The 20,804-nt window shown below is 31.9% G+C and carries 18 protein-coding genes; 11 read left to right on the top strand and 7 right to left on the bottom strand.

The annotated features are described in order from the left end of the window. Positions 1-47 precede the first annotated feature (47 nt). The 7 genes from APS56_RS09385 to APS56_RS09355 all read left to right on the top strand — a co-directional run bounded on the left by APS56_RS09385 (position 48) and on the right by APS56_RS09355 (position 8,324). Positions 48-623, top strand: a complete 576-nt coding sequence (locus APS56_RS09385; RefSeq protein WP_054727485.1) for a DUF3109 family protein — start codon at positions 48-50, stop codon at positions 621-623. Between the two features lie 274 nt (positions 624-897). After that, positions 898-1,878: a ribonucleotide-diphosphate reductase subunit beta gene (locus APS56_RS09380; protein WP_054727483.1), complete on the top strand. Its 981-nt coding sequence runs from the start codon at positions 898-900 to the stop codon at positions 1,876-1,878. 234 nt (positions 1,879-2,112) lie between these two features. After that, positions 2,113-4,611, top strand: coding sequence for a ribonucleoside-diphosphate reductase subunit alpha (locus tag APS56_RS09375; RefSeq protein WP_054727481.1), 2,499 nt, complete (start codon positions 2,113-2,115; stop codon positions 4,609-4,611). Positions 4,612-4,823: 212 nt separating this feature from the next. Further along, a complete protein-coding gene (locus tag APS56_RS09370; RefSeq protein WP_054727479.1) occupies positions 4,824-5,774 on the top strand; it encodes an SDR family oxidoreductase in 951 nt (316 codons plus the stop codon). Between the two features lie 8 nt (positions 5,775-5,782). Continuing rightward, entirely contained in the window at positions 5,783-6,901 is a 1,119-nt protein-coding gene (locus tag APS56_RS09365; protein ID WP_236778407.1) for an MBL fold metallo-hydrolase, read from the top strand. A gap of 3 nt (positions 6,902-6,904) precedes the next feature. Continuing rightward, positions 6,905-7,816, top strand: coding sequence for a helix-turn-helix domain-containing protein (locus APS56_RS09360; RefSeq protein WP_054727477.1), 912 nt, complete (start codon positions 6,905-6,907; stop codon positions 7,814-7,816). Between the two features lie 4 nt (positions 7,817-7,820). Beyond that, entirely contained in the window at positions 7,821-8,324 is a 504-nt protein-coding gene (locus tag APS56_RS09355) for a hypothetical protein (protein ID WP_054727475.1), read from the top strand. 69 nt (positions 8,325-8,393) lie between these two features. Here the strand turns inward: APS56_RS09355 and APS56_RS09350 are convergent, their stop codons facing one another. Together APS56_RS09350 and ppnP are read right to left on the bottom strand one after the other, a co-directional pair. Then, positions 8,394-9,107 (bottom strand): DUF6503 family protein, encoded by a 714-nt coding sequence (locus APS56_RS09350; protein WP_054727473.1) that lies wholly within the window; start codon positions 9,105-9,107, stop codon positions 8,394-8,396. Positions 9,108-9,269: 162 nt separating this feature from the next. Continuing rightward, complete coding sequence (ppnP, locus tag APS56_RS09345; protein WP_054727471.1) at positions 9,270-9,551, bottom strand: pyrimidine/purine nucleoside phosphorylase; 282 nt, start codon at positions 9,549-9,551, stop codon at positions 9,270-9,272. Between the two features lie 122 nt (positions 9,552-9,673). Here ppnP and APS56_RS09340 point away from each other — a divergent pair, with 122 nt between their 5' ends. Next, the gene (locus APS56_RS09340; RefSeq protein ID WP_236778486.1) at positions 9,674-10,489 is read left to right on the top strand and encodes an AraC family transcriptional regulator; all 816 of its coding nucleotides are present in this window, start codon (positions 9,674-9,676) and stop codon (positions 10,487-10,489) included. A 76-nt stretch (positions 10,490-10,565) separates the two neighbouring features. Continuing rightward, entirely contained in the window at positions 10,566-13,073 is a 2,508-nt protein-coding gene (locus APS56_RS09335) for a TonB-dependent receptor (protein ID WP_054727467.1), read from the top strand. A gap of 101 nt (positions 13,074-13,174) precedes the next feature. On the opposite strand, the gene APS56_RS09330 is transcribed toward APS56_RS09335, so the two are convergent. Continuing rightward, positions 13,175-13,888 carry a tetratricopeptide repeat protein gene (locus APS56_RS09330; RefSeq protein ID WP_054727465.1) on the bottom strand — a complete coding sequence of 238 codons (714 nt, stop codon included), beginning with the start codon at positions 13,886-13,888 and terminating at the stop codon, positions 13,175-13,177. A gap of 330 nt (positions 13,889-14,218) precedes the next feature. Here APS56_RS09330 and APS56_RS09325 point away from each other — a divergent pair, with 330 nt between their 5' ends. Beyond that, entirely contained in the window at positions 14,219-14,686 is a 468-nt protein-coding gene (locus APS56_RS09325; RefSeq protein WP_054727463.1) for a CBS domain-containing protein, read from the top strand. A gap of 71 nt (positions 14,687-14,757) precedes the next feature. On the opposite strand, the gene APS56_RS09320 is transcribed toward APS56_RS09325, so the two are convergent. Then, positions 14,758-15,108 carry a hypothetical protein gene (locus APS56_RS09320; protein WP_054727461.1) on the bottom strand — a complete coding sequence of 117 codons (351 nt, stop codon included), beginning with the start codon at positions 15,106-15,108 and terminating at the stop codon, positions 14,758-14,760. Between the two features lie 181 nt (positions 15,109-15,289). Between APS56_RS09320 and APS56_RS09315 the strand changes: the two genes are divergently transcribed. Further along, positions 15,290-15,622 carry a single-stranded DNA-binding protein gene (locus APS56_RS09315; RefSeq protein WP_054727459.1) on the top strand — a complete coding sequence of 111 codons (333 nt, stop codon included), beginning with the start codon at positions 15,290-15,292 and terminating at the stop codon, positions 15,620-15,622. Positions 15,623-15,714: 92 nt separating this feature from the next. Here the strand turns inward: APS56_RS09315 and APS56_RS09310 are convergent, their stop codons facing one another. From APS56_RS09310 to APS56_RS09300, 3 genes are all read right to left on the bottom strand, one after another. Next, positions 15,715-18,537, bottom strand: a complete 2,823-nt coding sequence (locus APS56_RS09310) for a TonB-dependent receptor (protein ID WP_054727457.1) — start codon at positions 18,535-18,537, stop codon at positions 15,715-15,717. Positions 18,538-18,613: 76 nt separating this feature from the next. After that, complete coding sequence (locus APS56_RS09305) at positions 18,614-19,879, bottom strand: hypothetical protein (protein WP_054727455.1); 1,266 nt, start codon at positions 19,877-19,879, stop codon at positions 18,614-18,616. A gap of 303 nt (positions 19,880-20,182) precedes the next feature. Then, positions 20,183-20,575: a carboxypeptidase-like regulatory domain-containing protein gene (locus APS56_RS09300; RefSeq protein WP_054727453.1), complete on the bottom strand. Its 393-nt coding sequence runs from the start codon at positions 20,573-20,575 to the stop codon at positions 20,183-20,185. Positions 20,576-20,804: the final 229 nt, after the last annotated feature.

The raw sequence follows: 20,804 nt of genomic DNA, 5'->3' as shown, positions 1-20,804 counted from the left end.
AATATAAAGTTTAGTTATTTTAGCAGTCTGTAATTTACAAGTATTATATGTTTCAAATAGGTAAAACCATTGTTTCTGAAGATATTATTGAAAAAGATTTTTTGTGCAACTTGTCTGCTTGCAAAGGAGCTTGTTGTGTGGATGGTGACGCAGGAGCACCACTCGATAAAGAAGAACTTGATATTTTAAAAACAATTTATCCAAAAGTAAAGCCGTTTTTAAGAAAAGAAGGTATTCAGGCAATAGAAGCACAAGGGATATATACAACCAATGAATTTGGTGATATGGAAACACCTTTAATAAATGGTGCTGATTGTGCTTTTGTTATTTTTGATGATAAAAAGACAGCGCTTTGTGGTATTGAAGAAGCATATAATCAAGGAGCGATTTCATGGAAGAAACCTGTGTCCTGTCATTTATACCCTATTAGAATTAGAGATTACACAGAATTTTCTGGTGTTAATTATGATAAATGGGAAATTTGTGATGACGCTTGTTCGCTTGGTAAAGAGCTTCAAATTCCTATCTATAAATTTGTAAAAGAAGCACTGATTAGAAAATTTGGAGAAGACTGGTACATGGAGTTAGAAAAAGTAGCAGAGAACTTCAATAACTCAAAATAAGCTCTTAAAACACCTTTAAAACAAGCTGTTTGAAAGTGAAAATCTATTTTTTTTCTGTAAACTTTTTAATTTTTAAAAAACACTAAATTATTTATTATCAATTGTTTAGTGTTTTTTATTTGTAAACTTCTCATTCTAAGTAGTTTTTGAAATTGTTAAAAACTTTTGAACAATGTTTATAACTATGACTTTCTTTTATGGCTACATTTTCCAATCTTTGTAGCTCTTAGAACGAATAAAATAATCGTCAAATTCTAAAAAAACCAAATTTAACATGTCAGAGACTATTGAGCCCATTTTACAAGAAAATAAAGATCGTTTTGTCATTTTTCCTATTCAACATCATGATATTTGGGAATGGTATAAAAAATCTGAGGCTAGTTTCTGGACGGCGGAAGAAATTGATTTACATCAAGATCTTACAGACTGGAAAAATAAATTAAATGACGATGAACGCTATTTTATAAAGCATATTTTAGCATTTTTTGCAGCAAGTGATGGTATCGTAAATGAAAATTTAGCTGAAAATTTTGTGAATGAAGTACAGTATAGTGAAGCGAAATTTTTCTATGGATTTCAAATCATGATGGAAAATATTCATAGTGAAACCTATTCGCTTTTAATAGATACTTATGTAAAAGACGAAAAGGAAAAAGACTTGTTATTTAATGCTATTGAAAACTTTCCGGCCATTAAAAAGAAAGCTGATTGGGCACTAAAATGGATTGAGTCTCCAAGTTTTGCTGAACGATTGATTGCTTTTGCAGCAGTTGAGGGAATTTTCTTCTCAGGGGCATTTTGTTCCATTTTCTGGTTAAAAAAGCGTGGTTTAATGCCTGGTTTAACATTTTCAAATGAACTGATTTCCCGTGATGAGGGAGTACATGCAGATTTTGCAGTGCATTTACACAATCAGCATTTAATTAATAAAGTGCCAAAAGATCGCATCAGAGAGATTTTAATTGATGCGCTCAATATTGAACGTGAGTTTATTACGGAGTCTTTACCTGCTAGTTTAATAGGGATGAATGCAAAATTAATGGCGCAGTATTTAGAGTTTGTTACAGATAGACTATTAACTGAGTTGAACTGTGAAAAAGAGTATAATACTGCTAATCCGTTTGATTTTATGGATATGATTTCATTACAAGGGAAAACAAATTTCTTTGAAAAACGGGTGTCTGAATATCAAAAAGCAGGAGTTCTTAATAAAGAAGAAGAAAAAGATAAATTTAGTTTTGATGCCGATTTTTAATTGGTTTTGAAACTATTAAAAGGTAATTTTTGAAGAAACTAAAGTGTGTTCTCATGCATCTGTCTTGAATTAACCTTCATTACGAAATGAGAAAAGCAATACCATTATTTATAAATAAAAAATCAGCTAAACTAACTGAATATCAGATAACTAACCATTATAATTGATGTTTGGAATAATTAACTAATCCTTTTTCTGAAGGTGTGTCAGAAAAAATTAAAACCCTGTAAAATAATGTATGTAGTAAAAAGAGACGGCAGAAAAGAACAAATCATGTTCGATAAAATCACAGCTAGAGTACGTAAACTGTGTTATGGATTAAATAAACTCGTAGATCCATTAAAAGTAACTATGCGAGTTATTGAAGGTTTATATGATGGTGTAACTACCAGTGAACTTGATAATCTTGCCGCAGAAATTGCCGCAACTATGACTACTGCACATCCTGATTACGCACGATTAGCTGCTAGAATTTCAGTTTCAAACTTGCACAAAAACACTAAAAAAACTTTTAGTGAAGTTATGCATGACCTATATACCTATATAAACCCAAGAACCGGTAAAAAAGCACCGCTTTTATCAGAGGAAGTTTATAAAGTTATTCAAGATAATAAAGACACCTTAGATTCTACAATTATTTATAACCGCGATTTTGGGTATGATTATTTTGGATTTAAAACTTTAGAACGTTCGTATCTTTTAAAATTAAATGGCGCTATTGCTGAACGTCCACAACATATGTTAATGCGTGTTGCAGTAGGGATTCATTTAGATGATTTGGAATCTGTTATTGAGACCTACGAATTGATGTCTAAAAAATATTTTACACACGCTACACCAACTTTATTTAATTCAGGGACTCCAAAACCTCAAATGTCGTCTTGTTTTTTATTGACTATGAAAGACGATAGTATTGATGGTATTTATGATACATTAAAGCAAACCGCTAAAATATCACAATCTGCAGGAGGTATTGGCTTGGCTATACACAATATCCGTGCTACAGGTAGTTACATTGCAGGTACAAATGGAACCAGTAATGGTATTGTGCCCATGTTAAAAGTTTTTAATGATACAGCACGTTATGTTGACCAAGGAGGCGGAAAACGAAAAGGAAGTTTTGCCATGTATATTGAAACTTGGCATGCTGATATTATGGATTTCCTTGATTTAAAGAAAAATCACGGAAAAGAAGAAATGCGTGCACGCGATTTATTTTATGCAATGTGGATTTCAGATTTATTTATGAAACGTGTTGAGGAAAATGGTCCATGGACATTAATGTGTCCTAATGAATGTCCTGGTATGGACGAAGTGCATAGCGAAGCATTTGAGTCTTTATATTTAAAATACGAAGCAGAAGGTAAAGGAAGAAAAACTATAAAAGCACGGGAACTTTGGGAAAAGATATTGGAATCGCAAATTGAAACAGGTACCCCATACATGTTATATAAAGATTCTGCAAACCGTAAATCAAACCAACAGAATTTAGGAACCATCCGTTCTTCAAATTTATGTACTGAAATTATGGAATATACATCGCCCGATGAAGTTGCTGTATGTAATTTAGCATCCATAGCATTACCAATGTTTGTTAAAAATGGTGAGTTTGATCATAAAGAATTGTTCCGTATTACTAAACGTGTTACTAAAAACTTAAATAAAGTAATAGATAGAAATTACTATCCAGTACCAGAAGCTAAAAATTCTAATATGCGTCACCGTCCTATTGGACTTGGAGTTCAGGGGTTAGCTGATACCTTTATTCAATTGCGTTTACCTTTCACAAGTGATGAGGCTAAACAATTAAATCAAGATATTTTTGAAACACTTTATTTTGCTGCAGTAACAGCAAGTATGGAAGTGGCCAAAGAAGAAGGCCCTTACCAAACTTATAAAGGCTCTCCAATTAGTAAAGGACAATTTCAGCATAACCTTTGGAACATCCAAGATGAATCATTAAGTGGTAATTGGGATTGGAATAAATTACGAAGTCAAGTGGTTAAACATGGTGTTCGTAACTCATTATTGGTGGCACCAATGCCAACTGCTTCTACGTCTCAAATTTTAGGAAATAATGAGTGTTTTGAACCTTATACATCCAATATTTATACACGACGCGTATTGTCTGGCGAATTTATTGTTGTAAATAAACATTTGTTAGAAGATTTAGTGGAATTAGGGTTGTGGAATGATGGATTGAAACAAGAAATTATGAGAGCTAATGGTTCTATTCAGCATATTGATATCATTCCTCAAAACATTAAAGATTTGTACAAAACTGTATGGGAGTTAAGTATGAAAGATATTATTGATATGTCTCGCCATAGAGGCTATTTTATTGACCAATCACAATCACTTAATTTGTTTATGGAAGGCGCTACCATGGCAAAATTAACATCCATGCATTTTTACGCTTGGAAAAGTGGTTTAAAAACAGGGATGTATTATTTACGTACCAAAAGTGCAGTAGATGCTATCAAATTTACATTGTCTACCACTCAAAAAGAAGAACCGGTTACAGAAAAAACAGAGACAGCAGCTGTAGAAGTAAAAGTAGCGTCTGATACTATTTTAGAAAAACAAAAACTACAAGCTTCTCACAATGCATCTAAGTTTGCTAAGAAGAGTACTGAAGTAGAAGTAGAACCTATGTCTGCTGAAGAAATGAAAGCATTAATAGCTCAGGCCAAAGATGGTCAAGGCGATGATTGCTTGATGTGTGGATCTTAAATCAGCCTGAATCTATAAATAGCGTTCTGTGTTTTTGATACAGAACTTGAATTTAAATAAAAAAACACTTGTAAGACCTTTTACAAGTGTTTTTTATTTACTTCAATTGTATGTTTAAACCAAAAAGTATACAACATTTGAAAATCTGTATAAGAAGCTAAGAGGCTTCATGAATACCTTTGTTTTATTAATTTGAAACATACCTAAGAAAAATGAAGGGAGATCAATTTGGTAAAAAAGGGTGGACACCTGATAGAATTGGAAATTTAAACGGAAAGACAATTGTTCTAACAGGTACAACTAGCGGAACTGGTTTTGAAGCAGTAAAAATATTGCTATCAAAAGGAGCAAAAGTGGTGATGCTGAATAGGAACACCAAAAAATCAGAAAAAACTATTACGGTTTTAAAACAACAACTCGGTAATCATATAGATGTATCATTCTTTCAAATGGATTTGGCAGTATTGGCTTCTGTAAAAAAAGCAGCGCAAGAGGTTCTAAAAACAGTTCCCAAAATTGATGTACTTATCTGTAATGCAGCCATTGCCCAAGTACCAAATCAAATACTTACCGTTGATGGTTTTGAAAGTCAGTTGGGTATAAACCACTATGGTAACTTTTTACTGCAAGGTTTGCTTTACCCTCGCATTGAAGCATCCAAAGGGCGCATTGTTGTGGTAGGTAGTATGGGCTATAATTTAGGGATTAAAACCATGCAATTTGACGATATGAATTGGGACAAAAACTACAGCCCTAATCCTGTTTATAGCCAAAGTAAGTTAGCACAAATTATGTGTGTTTACGAATTACAAGATAGACTTAAAAAAGCAGATAAAACCAATGTAAAAGTGTATGCTTGTCACCCAGGTGCTTCCAGAACTTCTTTAATTAAAACCAGTGGTAGCTTAATGACGCGCTTTGTTTGGCAATTGATGAAATTATCGCCATTAGTGCAATCGGCTGAAAAAGGTGCCTATCCACAATTGATGTGTGCCACAGAACCAAATCTGGACGAAAGTGGTTTTTATGGCCCTACAGGCAGACAGAATTGGACGGGGCCAGTTGGCGCACATACATTAGAGTCACATGCAAAAAATAAAGCGGTAGCCGAAAAATTATGGGAAGTGTCGGAAAAAGCGGTTGGTTTAAAGTGGAATTTTTAAATATCAAAATGATTTTAATCAAAAAAATAATGATTGTAACACTATTGATTATCGCCATACTTGGTATTGGCACTTACATTTTCTTAAATACAGAACGATTTGGGAAGCACCCTTCAGGAGAGCATTTAATGAGAATAGAACAATCGCCTAACTACAAAAACGGAAGCTTTCAAAATGTAAATGAAACGCCTATGTTAACTGAGGGTGTTGGATATACTAAAGTTCTATATGAATTTCTTTTTTCATCAAAACCGAAAGAACCAACCAGAGCCCTTCCTTCCATAAAAACGGACTTAAAAGCCTTAAAAGCTGATGAAAACGTACTGGTTTGGATGGGGCACTCAACATATTTTATGCAAATTGATGGCAAAAAAATATTGGTAGATCCGGTTTTAAGTGGTAACGCTTCACCTCTTTCATTTACCACCAAAGCCTATGAAGGAACAGATATTTATACAACAGACGATATCCCCGAAATAGATTTCTTATTCATTTCCCACGACCATTGGGACCATATGGATTATAAAACCCTGAAACAGCTAAACCCAAAAATTAAAAAAGTCATTACAGGGCTTGGTAATGGTGCCCATTTAGAGCATTGGGGGTTCAATCCAGAAAAAATATTTGAAGGTGATTGGTATGATGCATTTTCATTTGAAGATGGTTTTCAAGTCCACGTTACACCGGCAAGACACTTTTCTGGCAGAGGGTTAACACGAGGAAAAACACTTTGGGCTTCCTTTGTTTTAAAAACACCAAACGCAACTATTTATATTGGTGGCGATAGTGGTTATGACACCCATTTTAAGGAAATTGGAAAGAAATTTGGCCCCTTTGACTTGGCGATTCTTGAAAACGGCCAATATGATAAAAAATGGAAATACATCCACATGTTACCAGGAGAACCACTTAAGGCAGGTAACGATTTAAACACCAAAACCATTCTACCAGTGCATTCTGGGAAATTTAGGCTTGCCAACCACGATTGGGACGAACCCTTAACAAGTATAACGGAAGAAAAAAATCAAAAAAATATAAGAATCCTAACACCAATGATTGGCGAAAATGTTAATTTAAAGGATCCATTACAGCAATTTAAACCTTGGTGGAAATCCCTAAAAGACTAAAAAATGAAACACTATAAAACACTCGCCGCTTTTCTTGACTATATGCAACTGCCCCGTCCTGAGCATCCTATGCTAAGTGTTATGGTGGCAAAAGATAATGATTACCTCCCATGCCCCCGAGAAAGCTCTCCGCCCATTTCAACGGATTGTTATTCCATTAGCTTAAAAAAAATTATGCACGGTGAATTAAATTATGGACGAACCAAATATGATTTTACCAATGGCGCATTGATTTTTATTGCCCCCAGACAGGTTCTGCAATGGGATAGTAGCTTTATTTTTGATCAAAAAGGATTTTCAATTAATTTCCACGAAGATTTTTTAAAAGGAACAGATTTAGCCCAAAAGATAAAAAAATACAGCTTCTTCTCCTATGCTGCGAATGAGGCTTTGCACTTGTCGCCTAAAGAAGAAAAGCAAATAGAATCTATCGTTGAAAATATTGAAAGTGAATACCAAAACAACCAAGATGCCTTTAGTAAAGACATTATTATTTCGCAATTGGATACCTTGTTAAAATATGCCAATCGTTTTTATGAAAGGCAGTTTTTAAACAGAAAAGAATTATCTCATAGTTTGCTTGAGCAATTTAACCAAGAATTGAACAGGTATTTTGAATCTGGGCAACTACAGGAAAAAGGCATTCCAAGTATTGAGCAATTAGCCGAAAAAATGTTGGTTTCACAGCGTTACTTGAGTGATACACTTAAAAAAGAGACGGGAAAAACCACCACTGAGCATTTACAATTACGTCTAATTGATGAAGCAAAGAATGTTTTATTGCAACCCAATAAAAGCATTTCGGAAGTGGCCTACGAATTAGGCTTTGAATACCCACCCTATTTTTCCAGATTATTTAAAAAGAAAGCAGGCATTAGTCCTACAGAATATAGAGCGTTATATAAAATGAATTAGTATTATGGATATATTAAAAACAGCAACTGATTGGGCAAAAGCCGAACTTATTTCAATACCATTTTTTATGCTTTTCGGATTTGTATTTATAGTAGCAAGTATAGGATTTTGGCATTTAGGAAAAACAGATATAGCAAGAGCATACATTATACCAACTATGGTGGCAGGTCTCTTGCTTATGACGATTGGACTTGGGTTGTTTTATACCAATAAATCAAGAATAACCCGATTTGAAACAGCTTACAATATTGATGCTTCGGCATTTGTAGCGTCAGAAATTACTCGTTCGGAAAGCACATTAAAGGAATATCAAACGGTTGTTTTTAAAGTTATTCCCCTTATAATCATTGTAGCTGCTTTACTAATTATTTTTGTTAATAAGCCCATGTGGCGAGCTATCAGTATTACTACAATTGCCTTGCTAATTGTTATCTTATTAATAGATGGAACTGCTCATGCAAGAATTGAAACCTATAAAAATCAATTGGAATTAATAAATAACGGTTGATTTGAATTAAAAATGTAAATGTATAGTTGATAGAGAATTATTTTAATATTTTTTAAAATATTTGAATGGTTACTTTAAAATATCAGTGCCTAAATATTTATTGTTTTTGTTGTAATACCAAGCTCTGATTTTTGGCATTTTAATGCCATTTACAATTTTTATATCTGAGAGTAAAATATATTCACCACTATCAGGTTTTATTTTTCCAGCATTATCTGTTTTAAAAAATTGATATATTTCCATGGCATAATTTACTGGGTTGAAATAAAAAAACCAAATATCACTGCCAACAGAAGATTCATAACTTACTTGTAAAGTTAAGTAATCTTTGCCATTAAATGTTTTATGTTCAACCTTATCATTAATTATGGTTCCAGGATCTTTAAGTTTCATTGGTAAACCATAGAGATAGGTGTAGTAATTTTTAAATAATTCTGCCATTTCGCAGTGCGACCGTTTAGGTTTTTCAATTTGTTTAGAAATTCGCAATGAATCCTTTTTTGAAATAATACAAATTCCTTTTTTGAGGGTGTAAGTTACTGAGTCTTGTTTGGTAGTTAGAGTAAAATATTCATCTGTAAGGTTTATTTCAATATTACTATCGCGCTTAGTTTTATTTGAAGCTTCCATAGTAACATGCAATTTGCCATTAAATGTATTCCAAGCGCCATTAGGGTCATGATAGTTTATTGTTTTGTTTAATAATTCTATACTGCTTATATTTTGGCTAAAACAGGTTATACTAATTGAAAAAACAGAAAAAAGTAAGATATATGTTTTCATATCAAAAGGATATTTTACTAAAAAAACTGAATAAATGAGCTAAGCAAGATAGCTAATTAAAAAACCGAACCATTATTTTTGTTTTATTTAGCGCAATCTAAATACTAATAAATTTTATCATATGAGTTTATAGATTGCGACTAAATAACTTTAAAAATCCTTTTATTTATATTGGCATAAATAAGACGTTTGTCCAGAAACCTTTACTTGAAATTTTTCATTGGCTTCAATTTGATAAGCTTCACCAGCTTTATAAGTTACCCACTCAGAACTTCCAGGTAATAAAACTGTCATTTCACCTTCAATAACATTCATGGTTTCGTGTTTAGAAGTGGCAAATTCATACGTGCCTGCATTCATAACACCTAATGTAGATTGTCCTGTTTTACTTGTGTATCCTAAAGATTTAACGTTGCCATCAAAATATTCATTTGCTGAAATCATAATATTTAATTTTAAATTTCGACAAAAATAGGAAACTGAATTAGAGTTCAAGAATTTTTACTATCTAATCCTTGTTCTTTTTAAATAGCGTTAATTTGTAAAAAAGATATATTTTGAAAAACGTGATAAGAACTAATAATAAAATTTCGTCAATTGATGATATTAAAATAGCACCTTTTGATGTTAGCAAGCGTTACACAAGGCCACATAGGCACAATAAATATTTGGAAATTATTTTTTTTAGTAAGGGAGAAGGCTTTCATCATTTAGATTCTAAAAGTTATGTTATTAAACCTCCAATGATTTTTGTAGTAAAAAAAGAAGAAGTGCATAATTGGGAAATTAATAGCGTTCCAAAAGGCTATGTTATTATTATAAAAGAAACATTTCTTGAAAAAACATTAGATAAATATATTAATCTTCAATTGGTTAAATTACAAACCGTACCGAAAATTGAGTTGCATAAAAAGGATGCTACTATTATAAAATCATTATTTAAAGTACTCTGTAAAGAAAAACAGCAAGTACAGCCTCAAGCTGCATTTATTGAAGGCGTTTTAAAAGCCCTTTTAGGAAAAATAATAAGCAATTCTTATGCAGGTAGAGCTAAGGATAATATTGATAAGGCAAAAGAATTTATGGAGCTTTTAATTGATAAGCCTAGGAATAATGTTGCTTTTTATGCTGATAGACTCAATGTGACGTCTCAAAATTTAAATCAACTTTGTAAAAAACAATATGATAAAACACCCTCTGAAATTATTGCCATTGAAATAATTAAGGAGGTTAAAAGGTTGCTTAATTTTACAAATAAAACCATAAGCGAAATTGCATTTGAATTAGACTTTAAAGATGTTTCACATTTTGTGAAATATTTTAAACGTCATACAGGTCGTACACCTCTACAAATAAAAAAGGAATTATTAAATATACCTTAAACTTTTCAAAAAGACCATTCACTTACTTCTTTTAAAAATACATTTGCAACCAAATTAACATCAATTTACAAATAATATGAAGTTTAAAAAATTAATAGTTGTTGCAATCTTACTAATATCAAATACTGTAGTATCTCAAATAACAGGAATAATTCAAGATACATCAGATAATTATCCTTTAGAATATGCAACAGCAGCATTATACAATCAAGCTGATAAGTCTTTAGTTGCAGGTGTAATCACAAATATTGATGGGGTATTTGTAATTGATAATCTTAAAAATGGGCATTATTATTTAGAAGCGTCATTTGTTGGATATACAACTAAAACCATTCCAAATATTACTATTTCTAAAGGTAATAAACGCATAGATTTAGGGGTTATAAAATTAGTTTTAGGAAATGAGCTTAATGAAGTGGAAATTAGGGCAGAACGTTCTACAGTAATTAATAAAATAGACCGTCAGGTATTCGATTCCAAAAATTTTCAAAACAGCCAAGGAGGTAGTGCTACCGATGTTATTAAAAATTTGCCATCTGTTTCTGTAGATGGTTTAGGAGATATAAGTGTAAGAGGGAGTAAAGGTTTTGCAGTGTTGATTAATGGTAAGCCAACCCAAGGAGATGCCAGTTCTATTTTAGCACAGTTGCCAGCTAATGCTCTAGAAAAAATTGAAATCATTACAGCGCCTTCAGCAAAATATGACCCAGAAGGAAAGGGAGGTATTTTAAACATCATTACAAAAGAAGGGGCAACTAACGGAATTTTTGCGCAAGTAAATGTAAGAGGTGGTTTTCCTTCCATCGAACCTTATGACACACAAGTAGCAGCACATCGCTACGGGATAGATGCTACAATAAATTCAAAAACCGACAAATGGAATTTATCTTTCGGTACCAGTTACCAACGCAATGATAAAACAGGAAGAAGAGAAGGGGAGTTGTATATTGTCAATCAAGCCGAAGATAGGCAAACCTTTTTACCGTCGGATGGCGAACGTAGTTTTGATGACATTAGCTATAACGGACGTTTTACAGTAGGTTTTACTCCAAATAAAAAGGATGAGTTTTCATTGGGCTTTTTTGCAGGGAAACATACCAAAGATAGATTGGCGGATATTACTTATTACGATAATCACGCTATTTCTCCTATTGGAAGTGGAAGTAGAGACTATACGTTTTCATATTATAACCACAATTTAAGGACCAGAAAAGGCGATTTTGTTTTAGGTAGTTTTGATTATGGTCATACATTTGATAATACATCTAAACTATCAACCTCCTTTTTGTATGAATACACCTTTTTAGGAGGGCCAACTTATAATGATAATGTAGATACTCCTGCTTATGGTGTTGTTTATCAGCAAGAGTATAACACCAATGATAATCCGTTGAACGGAACACGTTTTAACTTAGATTATAAGTGGAAACCGTTTTCTTTTGGAACCTTAGAAACCGGGTATCAATTTAGAAATTTAAACCATGAGGGGGAATTTATTTACGAGCGTGACGATGTTGTCGTTCCTGAATTTTCAAGTAACATTGAGTTAAAAAGAACCATTCATTCTGGGTACGGACAATTAACAGGAACAAAAGATAAATGGGATTATGCCGCAGGCGTGCGTTTAGAGTCTATGGATAGAATCTATACAGAAGCTTTGGTGAGTGATACTGAGCCAAATGAATATGAATATGATTTTGTAAAGTTATTTCCTTCAGCATCTTTACAATATTCGGTAAATGATGATACTAAAATAAAAGCGGCCTATAGTAAAAGAGTTGAGAGAACAACTACCTTAAAAATGAATAGTTTTGCAGAAAGAGAGCACTCTGAAGTATTTGAGCAAGGAGATAATCGCTTATTGCCCGAGTTTATAGATTTGGTAGAGCTTGGCATTAACAAAAAATTCAATAATAATACATCTGGGTATGCTACAGCATATTATAGGCATGTAAACAATACCATCAATCGAGTTAATACTTTGGCTTATGAAAGCAATGGTGCTGTTATAGATAGTATATTAAACCGTGTGTATTCCAATGTTGGAAAAAGCAATGCTATAGGTTTAGAGTTTGGCGCACAGTTTAAGGCAGCTAAAAACTGGAGCAATTTTATTGGAGCCAATTTTTATAATTATGACATTGATGGTAAGTTTGTGTTTAGGCATCGTGATGGCATTATTAGAGATTATGATGTGAATAGTAGCAACACCATTTATTCATTAAATGTGAATTCTACGTATTCATTTTGGAAAAATGCAACCTTGCAATTTACCTTTAATTATCTGTCTGAAACCAATACGGCCCAAGGAGAAGATTCGCAGTTTTATTCTCCTAACTTAACCTTTAAAAAATCGTTTTTGGACAGTCGTTTGGTGGCAACCTTACAATGGCAAAACATCGATATGGGATTATTAAAGAGTAACGAGCAAAGTATTGCAACTTCTAGACCTGATGAATTTTATACCTATACAAATTATGTGTACGAAGTAGATATGGTAACCTTAAACTTATCTTATACCTTTAACAAGGTTAAAAATAAATCGAAGTTTATTGAGAGTGAATTTGGTAAAAAAGAGTTTTAAATATAAGAAAGATTCCTTTTGTGTTAGGACAATTGAAAAAAAAAGCCCTAAAAAAATCTGTATTGATTTTTTTAGGGCTTTTAAAATTTAGAAACTTTTACTTATTGTTTAGGCTGTGCAGCTTGTGCTTGCAGTACCTGTTTTTGTCTCAATAGTTCGTTTTTGGTTACTTGAATTAAATTAAAGTTTGGCGAGGCTTTTAAAGTTGCATCCAATATATCAACAGCTGCATCAATATTAGCTTTAGTATCTTTATTGTATACATTTAAAGCGTTCAAATACATAAAAGCAGATTTTAAAGGAACCTCATAAGGTTGTTGTTGTTCGTAAAAAGCTTTGGTCATACCATCTTTAGAATTGGCCAATCCAAAAATAATATGTTTCTCAGCTTCCGGAAGATTTTGAAGTTGTAAATTAAGTTCAGCTAATTCGTAAGCCACTAAAGGATCGGAACTTCTCTCAAAAAGGACTTCAAAATGTTCTAACGCTCGCTTTGGTTGTCTTAAGTTTTTTAAGCAAACAGCTTTAACTTGTACTGCAATATCAGAGTCGGTAGCTAATTTTTCAATACCTATAGTGTTTAAAGCTTCCATATTTCTTCCTTCACTCATGTAAATATAAGCTAAGGTATCTTTACGGGCTTGAGAAGGTTGTAATACATTTATATGAGTCAATCCATTAATAATGCCTTGTGTGTCTCCTTGCATTGTCATTTGCTTGTAGTAAGCTTCAAAGTGTTTTAATAATTCTGATTTGCTTTGTGCATTTAATTGAAAGCAGCTTACTAATAAAACCAGTACCAATAATTTTTTCATTTGTAATATGTTTAATAATTTTTTTGATTGTTAAAAGTAGTCAAATGTAACATTCATATAATCATATTTAACTTCTTTTTTTATAAGGGTTTAAAACTAAAAAAAATTAGCTTTTATAAGCTCAAAAAGAGCATTAAATTTTTTTATTTACAAAAAAATGCTATCTTTAGTAGTTCAGTATCATACCCAAGTGATAAAAATTGCGTTTATTCTACTTAAGTTATTTATCTTAAAAGGTGTTAAGCTTTTGTTAGAGTTTAGTCTTTTAAGACAATTTAGTAACCATCCAATTAACTAAATAATATAATATTAATTTAAAAAAAATAGATTATGGCTATAAAAAGTTTTCAAGGAGCACGAAGATTGCAGACAAATGCAGTAGATGACACGCCTTTAAAGGTTAGTGATTATATGTCTACTTCTTTAATAACATTTACGCCAGACCAATCCATAGAAGATGTTATGGAAACCCTTATTAATAATAGAATTTCTGGTGGCCCTGTGGTAAATGAAAATCATGAGTTGGTAGGAATTATTTCTGAAGGAGACTGTATTAAACAAATTAGTGAAAGTCGATATTACAATATGCCAATGCAAAGTGATACTATTGAAAATCATATGGCAAAAAATGTTGAAACCATTGATGGTAATATGAATATTTTTGATGCGGCCAATAAATTTTTGGAAGCTAAACATAGACGATTTCCTATTGTTGAAAATGGAAAATTAATCGGACTCATAAGTCAGAAAGATGTTCTTAAAGCTGCTATGCAGTTAAAAGGGCAAAATTGGAAATAGTGATTAACCTATTTTTCATGGAATAAAAACTTTTGATTAGATATTTTTTAATCAAAAGTTTTTTTTAAATATTAATTTTCTCTCCTTACTAAAGCATAATAATCGCCTTCTAAAGGTAAATACCCTTGATCATAAACAAAGTAATATATTGTACCAGCTTTGGTTGTATATATGCTAGTAAAGTAATTAAAATCAAAACCAGCTTCAATAAGTTTTGCTCTTGAAGTTTTGGTTTTTTGGCTCGGATTAAGCATTTCTAAAATCCTGTAATTCTTGCGAAGTCTGTTATTTGTATTTCGGATTAAGTTCTTACTGTCTTTGTTAATTTTATTATTATAGGCATTTCTACAGCCATCACTACAGAATTTTTTATCTATTCTGCCCACAATTTTATCTCCACATTCTAAACATTGAGTTGCCATAAGTATTTGATATGTATGTAAATATATGTAAAAAAATACTCGTTTACAAACGACTACAAATATTTACAAACGAATTTAAATAGTTAATAACCGAATAAAGTTTTAATGCAGTTACATCTTTGCAGTGTCGAAAGATAAGAATTCGATAGTATTAACTGTTTAACGATTAAAATTTAAAATTATGAACACACTTAGAAACAAAGTACAGTTGATTGGTAACTTAGGGAATGATCCAGAAATCATCAATCTTGAATCAGGAAAAACATTGGCTAAATTTAATATTGCAACCAATGAAAGCTACACCAATAATAAAGGTGAAAAAATAACTGATACCCAATGGCACAATGTGGTGGCTTGGGGAAAAACGGCTCAAATTATTGAAAAATATGTAACCAAAGGAAAAGAGGTAGCCATTGAAGGTAAATTAACTTCGCGTAGTTATGACGATAAGGAAGGAAACAAACGGTATGTAACTGAGGTTGTATGTAGTGAGTTGCTTATGCTTGGAAAATAACACCTTTTTTTGCCCATTAATTGCCTAATTAATTTAATGCAAAAAGCATCCCTGTGGGATGCTTTTTTATTTTGCTAAACTTTTAATATGTATTAAAAGTTTATACTATAACCTAATGAAAATGAAGTGCCTGGTTGTCTTAATGAAAAAGGAATTTTATCGGTACCAAATGATTCATATGCGCTTTCTTTTTCCTCGCCTAAAATATTATCAACTTTAAAAGTAATAGTTGAATTGTTTTCTTTACCTAAAGTTTTTGAAAAGTTTAAATTTAAGCTATTAAAAGGTTGTACGAATACATCTGGATTTTTACCAAAACCAACAATCTCCAAAGTTTTACCTTGTACATTGTAAAAAATTCCTGACTCAAAACCAGAATCTTCATTTTTATAATTAAGTCCTACATTTACTAAAAATGGCGACTGGCCTTGTAAAGTACGTGTATCATCTATTGTTTCTACATCTCTTGCAAATTGCTGTCTAGACTCATATTCTTCACCGGCTCCTTTAGCCATTTCAATTTCAGATTCAATAAGTGAAATGTTTACATTCAAACTTAAATCAGATAAAGATTCTGTTATGAAGTTGAAATTTTTACGCCCTTCAAATTCTACCCCATATACTTGTGCTTCGGGTGAATTTCTTGGCGTAAATTGATTTGGAGCTACAAATGAAAATGCTACTAATTCAATAGGGTCTTTAAACTTTTTGTAAAAACCACTGATGGCAAACATTTGAGCTTTTTCACCATAATACTCATATCTTACATCAAAGTTATTAATATATGAAGGTTGTAAATCAATATTGCCTAAGAAAGTAATTCCTGTTAATAAATCTGGAATCTGTACCACAGATAGTTCTCTAAAACTTGGTCTTGCTACGGTGCGGAAATATGATAAGCGGAAATTAGAATTATCATTTACTTCATAAATAAAGTTAGTAGAAGGGAATAAATCCAATTCTTCTATAGTTTGCTCATTATCGTAAATTATAGTTCCTGAATTGTTTTGTCCGCTAAATAGTGTTGTAAAATATTCGGCACGTAAACCCAGAATAGTTTTCAATTTATCGCTAATTTTAAACTCATTTGAAACATATAAAGCTCCTGTATTTTGAGTAGATTCATAGGAGTTAGCTGGTTCAAAATTTCCACGAATATAGGAACCAGAGTTGGTTTCTGGCGTCCATATATTTTCTGAGGCTAAAATAGCATCAGGGTCTCCGTTAAAATCAGAAGTGGTTACACTTCTAAATGCAACTTCGTATTTGTAGATATCATAATTACGTTGTTTGTAGCTAACTAATCCACCAAATTTCAGTACCGCTTTATTATTAAATAAGTTGTATTTTTTTGTGAAATCTAATTTACTTACTACGTTAAATTCTTCTAAGTCTCTCCATAATCTTTGTGGAAATCCTGCATCTGAACTAATTCCAGTTGTGCCATCAGTGTTTAAAACAAAAGTAGTTAATCTTATGTCTTTGTCGTAAACACGACTAAGGCTTGGTGACACTTTCCATTCAGTTATAAAATTACTGTCGCTACTGGTGTGTTTACCTCCAATCATTAAATTGGTAAGTGAGCGTTGGGTGTACTCTAAGTTATCTTTGTCTACATTAATAGAATTTGATATTTGTGTAGCCTGATTAAATAATGCAGCTCTACTTTCTCCGCTTTGAATTTGTAGAACATTAAAATTATATTTAGAATTGTCTGTTTTATAAGTTAGGCCTAATAAACCACTAAGTAAGGTATTATTTTCACCTAAATCGCCAGTTTGTCTTCTGTCAAATCTTAAATCGTAAACACTTCGGTCTTCATCTTTTTGATAAACACCATTTTCAAAACCTTCATAAAATAAGGTTTCATTTTTATAATTTATAGAAGCAATAAGTCCTAATTTATTGTCAGCTACATCAAATTGGTTTCCGTAATTAAAGCCTAAGCTTAAATTAGGCAAACTTGTTTTGCGTTCTGCTGCTAATGTGCTGTTAAATGATCGTGTAATACCTTCTAATGTAGAGTTATTTGCTGATGCAGGGTTTGGAATTGTAGATGTAGTAGAAATAGGTAAATCTCTATTGCCATTATCAAAACCTAAAAAGTCTGTGCCACTACCATCATAAGTTACGTAGTTTGAGTTTAAATGCATATCAGGGTTATAGCTGCTTGAAACAGAAAAACTCATTGCTTTTTTAGATGGAAAATCTTTAGTTATTATATCTACAACACCTCCAGTAAAATCTGCAGGTAATTCAGCTGATCCAGATTTAACTACTATAATGTTTTCTAAAATATTAGTAGGAAATACATCCATTTGTACCGTGTTCTTGTCTGGGTCTAATCCCGGTATGTCCATACCATTTAAAATGGATTTTGTATAACGGTCACCTAGACCTCTCACATATACAAATTTGCTGTCTTGTACTGAAACACCAGGTATGCTTTTAATTGCCGAAGCAATATTACTAGCACCAGATTTTTTAATACTTTCTATAGAAAGACCATCTAATGAAACTGTTGAGTTTCGTTGAAAATTTAAAACAGATTCTTCAGTGTTTCTTCTTATAGAAGTTGTTATAACAATTTCGCTTAATGAAGCTGAGGTTGGGTTTATTGTTACATTTATTTCTGTAACGCCATTGGCCGTTACTTGAACGTCTGTAATAGCCTTAGTTTCATATCCAATAAATGAATAAACTAAAGTGTAAACACCTTCTTTTAATGTTAATGAATATACACCATCAAAATCTGATGTGGTACCTGTTTGGGTGTCTTTAACTAAAACGTTAGCAAAGGCTAAAACATCATTAAACTCACCATCAAGGATTTTTCCTGTAACCTCTCCAGTTTGAGCGGATACGATTGAAAAGGAAAAAAGAAGTGCAAAAAAAAGAATTACGGATTTAAGCATTTTTGGATTTTATTTTAAGAAATACAAAATGTCCGGAAATTATTTCCGGACATTTTAATAAATTATGTTTGTTGATTTAGAATGCGTTTTGTGCAGCTGCATAAGTCCATCCAAATACAGTTGTGTTTGCGCCTACTGTTGCTTCAGAAGAAGAAGTAATTGCTGTAACATTATTTGTAACTTTAGCTTCATTAACAACTTCTGTTATTCGATTAGGATCATCTGGGTCAACAGTAACACTTATAAGGTCAGAAACAGTTGCAACACCAGTAGGTAAAACAATTTCCCAACTTGTAAAAGTTAATCTATCATTAGCTAATTCAATAATTGATTGGTCATCATCAAAGTTTATTGTAGCTCCTGAACTAAAATTATATACTAATATATTTTCTAAACTAGCAAGTAAACCATCTCTTGCATCTACTATTTTGCTGTTGTTGGCAGAGTTTCCAATTAAAGTGATGTTTTTCATTGTATAAGAATCTTCAGTTGCCGCAGATCCTTCAGGACCGTCTAATTCGAAAGCACTACCTGATTCAGTTCCTTGAATTACTACCGCATTGTCTATATATCCAGACCAAGCTTGATCAGCATCTAAACCGTCATCACCATTAGCCCAAGTAATAAAGTTAGTACACTCTACAGTTCCTCCAAACCATTCGAAACCATCATCTTGGTTTGCTACTACTTCAATATGGTCCATAGTAGTACCTCTACCAACACCACCCATAGTAACACCATTGATTTCATTGTCAGCTCCAATAGTAATTCCACCATGTCTTACAGAAATGTATTTGTAAACACCTGAGTTATCATCTTCATCTGTTCCTCCGTATTGTCCATAAGGCTCTGTAGCAGGAATACCTTCAATTTGCGCGGTTTGTACATCACCACTTTCAGATATTGGTGCACGACCTAAAATGATTAAACCTCCCCAAAGACCAACATCTTCTTGATTTAAATTTGTTCCTGAAGTTTGACCAACAGCAATGTTATCTAATTCAGATGTCATAATAATTGGTTTAGCAGCTGTTCCATTTGCAATAATTTTACCACCTTGATCCACTACTAAAGCAGAAGCTAATGATTCTAAACCTTCAGCACCTTTAATAATAGTACCAGCTTCTATAGTTAAAATAACATCCTCATTTACTACTACTTTACCATCTAACAAATAAATATTATCAGCAGTCCAAGTTTCATTAGCAGTTAAAATTCCTGATTTAGTAATAACATTTTGGTTTTCATCATCATCAACATCATTGTCATCATCACTACTGCTACATCCTGTTGCAAGCCCTAAACATAGCATTGATATAAATAAATAATTTAATTTTTTCATTTTTTTTTTAATTTTAAATTTATTTGTTTGTTTTTTACTGCCACAAAGAAACTGCTACTATGTAAAGTTGAGGTTATCCAAAAGTTAAAGAAGCTTCAAAAAACGGTTACCGTAATGTTATGAGAAAAGATGTTTTTGTAAATATTAGAAACAATAAGTTAACATTAGATGTTGAATATTATTGGAGTTAAATCTTACTGTGCTGATAATTAGTGTTTTGTAGACATGTGGTGTGAGAGCGCTATCTAAAAAATATATATTTTATGGTTATAAAAAACTATTGCAATTTGTTTTAATTAAAAATTAGTTTATAATTGAAACCGTTTTATCTTGTTTTGTATCCTGAGGAGATATACCTAAAGCGGCAAAATCATTTAATGATAAAGTGCTTGCTTTTAAAGTTATATTTATTTCAGTAGGTTCTCCAGAGGTAATTTTAACTTTAGCTTCTTTTGATTCGTAACCAACAAAACTACAAACCAGCGTATAATCACCGTCTTTTAGATTTTCTAAAAGAAACAAGCCTGATAAATCTGAAGTAGTATTAGTAGAGGTGCCTTTTATAGATATATTAGCATCCATTAATGGGTTTCCATTCATTTCTCCATCTAAAACATTGCCAACAATTAGCCCACTATTTTGTGAAAAACTAAATGTAGAAAACAGTATTAAAAATAAAATGACTAAATGTTTCATTAAAATAAATATGATTATATAGATGTTACAAATTTCTATCATAAATAAAATAAAGGTGTTACGTTATTATTAAGCATAAATGATTAAAATGTTACCTTAATGTTAAGAGATGTTTTGTTGTTGGTATAACTTGTTGTTATATAGTGTAGTACCTTGTTGTTAAAGGGTTTTAAGAAATACTTAACATAAAATAATGAGAAACGTTTTTATATTTGCAATTCTTAAAAAT

It is taken from the genome of Pseudalgibacter alginicilyticus (assembly GCF_001310225.1).
In the GTDB taxonomy this organism is placed as follows: Bacteria; Bacteroidota; Bacteroidia; order Flavobacteriales; family Flavobacteriaceae; genus Pseudalgibacter; species Pseudalgibacter alginicilyticus.
This window is presented reverse-complemented; position numbering and strand designations above follow the sequence as displayed.

Coding starts and splice junctions, on each gene's coding strand:
- ppnP (WP_054727471.1), bottom strand. CDS start 9,551: ATGATTTCAGCAAATGAATATTTTGATGGCAACGTTAAATCTTTAGGA.
- APS56_RS09320 (WP_054727461.1), bottom strand. CDS start 15,108: ATGGCAACTCAATGTTTAGAATGTGGAGATAAAATTGTGGGCAGAATA.
- APS56_RS09350 (WP_054727473.1), bottom strand. CDS start 9,107: ATGAAAACATATATCTTACTTTTTTCTGTTTTTTCAATTAGTATAACC.
- APS56_RS09365 (WP_236778407.1), top strand. CDS start 5,783: ATGATTTTAATCAAAAAAATAATGATTGTAACACTATTGATTATCGCC.
- APS56_RS09375 (WP_054727481.1), top strand. CDS start 2,113: ATGTATGTAGTAAAAAGAGACGGCAGAAAAGAACAAATCATGTTCGAT.
- APS56_RS09385 (WP_054727485.1), top strand. CDS start 48: ATGTTTCAAATAGGTAAAACCATTGTTTCTGAAGATATTATTGAAAAA.
- APS56_RS09300 (WP_054727453.1), bottom strand. CDS start 20,575: ATGAAACATTTAGTCATTTTATTTTTAATACTGTTTTCTACATTTAGT.
- APS56_RS09330 (WP_054727465.1), bottom strand. CDS start 13,888: ATGAAAAAATTATTGGTACTGGTTTTATTAGTAAGCTGCTTTCAATTA.
- APS56_RS09380 (WP_054727483.1), top strand. CDS start 898: ATGTCAGAGACTATTGAGCCCATTTTACAAGAAAATAAAGATCGTTTT.
- APS56_RS09325 (WP_054727463.1), top strand. CDS start 14,219: ATGGCTATAAAAAGTTTTCAAGGAGCACGAAGATTGCAGACAAATGCA.
- APS56_RS09310 (WP_054727457.1), bottom strand. CDS start 18,537: ATGCTTAAATCCGTAATTCTTTTTTTTGCACTTCTTTTTTCCTTTTCA.
- APS56_RS09315 (WP_054727459.1), top strand. CDS start 15,290: ATGAACACACTTAGAAACAAAGTACAGTTGATTGGTAACTTAGGGAAT.
- APS56_RS09355 (WP_054727475.1), top strand. CDS start 7,821: ATGGATATATTAAAAACAGCAACTGATTGGGCAAAAGCCGAACTTATT.
- APS56_RS09305 (WP_054727455.1), bottom strand. CDS start 19,879: ATGAAAAAATTAAATTATTTATTTATATCAATGCTATGTTTAGGGCTT.
- APS56_RS09370 (WP_054727479.1), top strand. CDS start 4,824: ATGAAGGGAGATCAATTTGGTAAAAAAGGGTGGACACCTGATAGAATT.
- APS56_RS09335 (WP_054727467.1), top strand. CDS start 10,566: ATGAAGTTTAAAAAATTAATAGTTGTTGCAATCTTACTAATATCAAAT.
- APS56_RS09360 (WP_054727477.1), top strand. CDS start 6,905: ATGAAACACTATAAAACACTCGCCGCTTTTCTTGACTATATGCAACTG.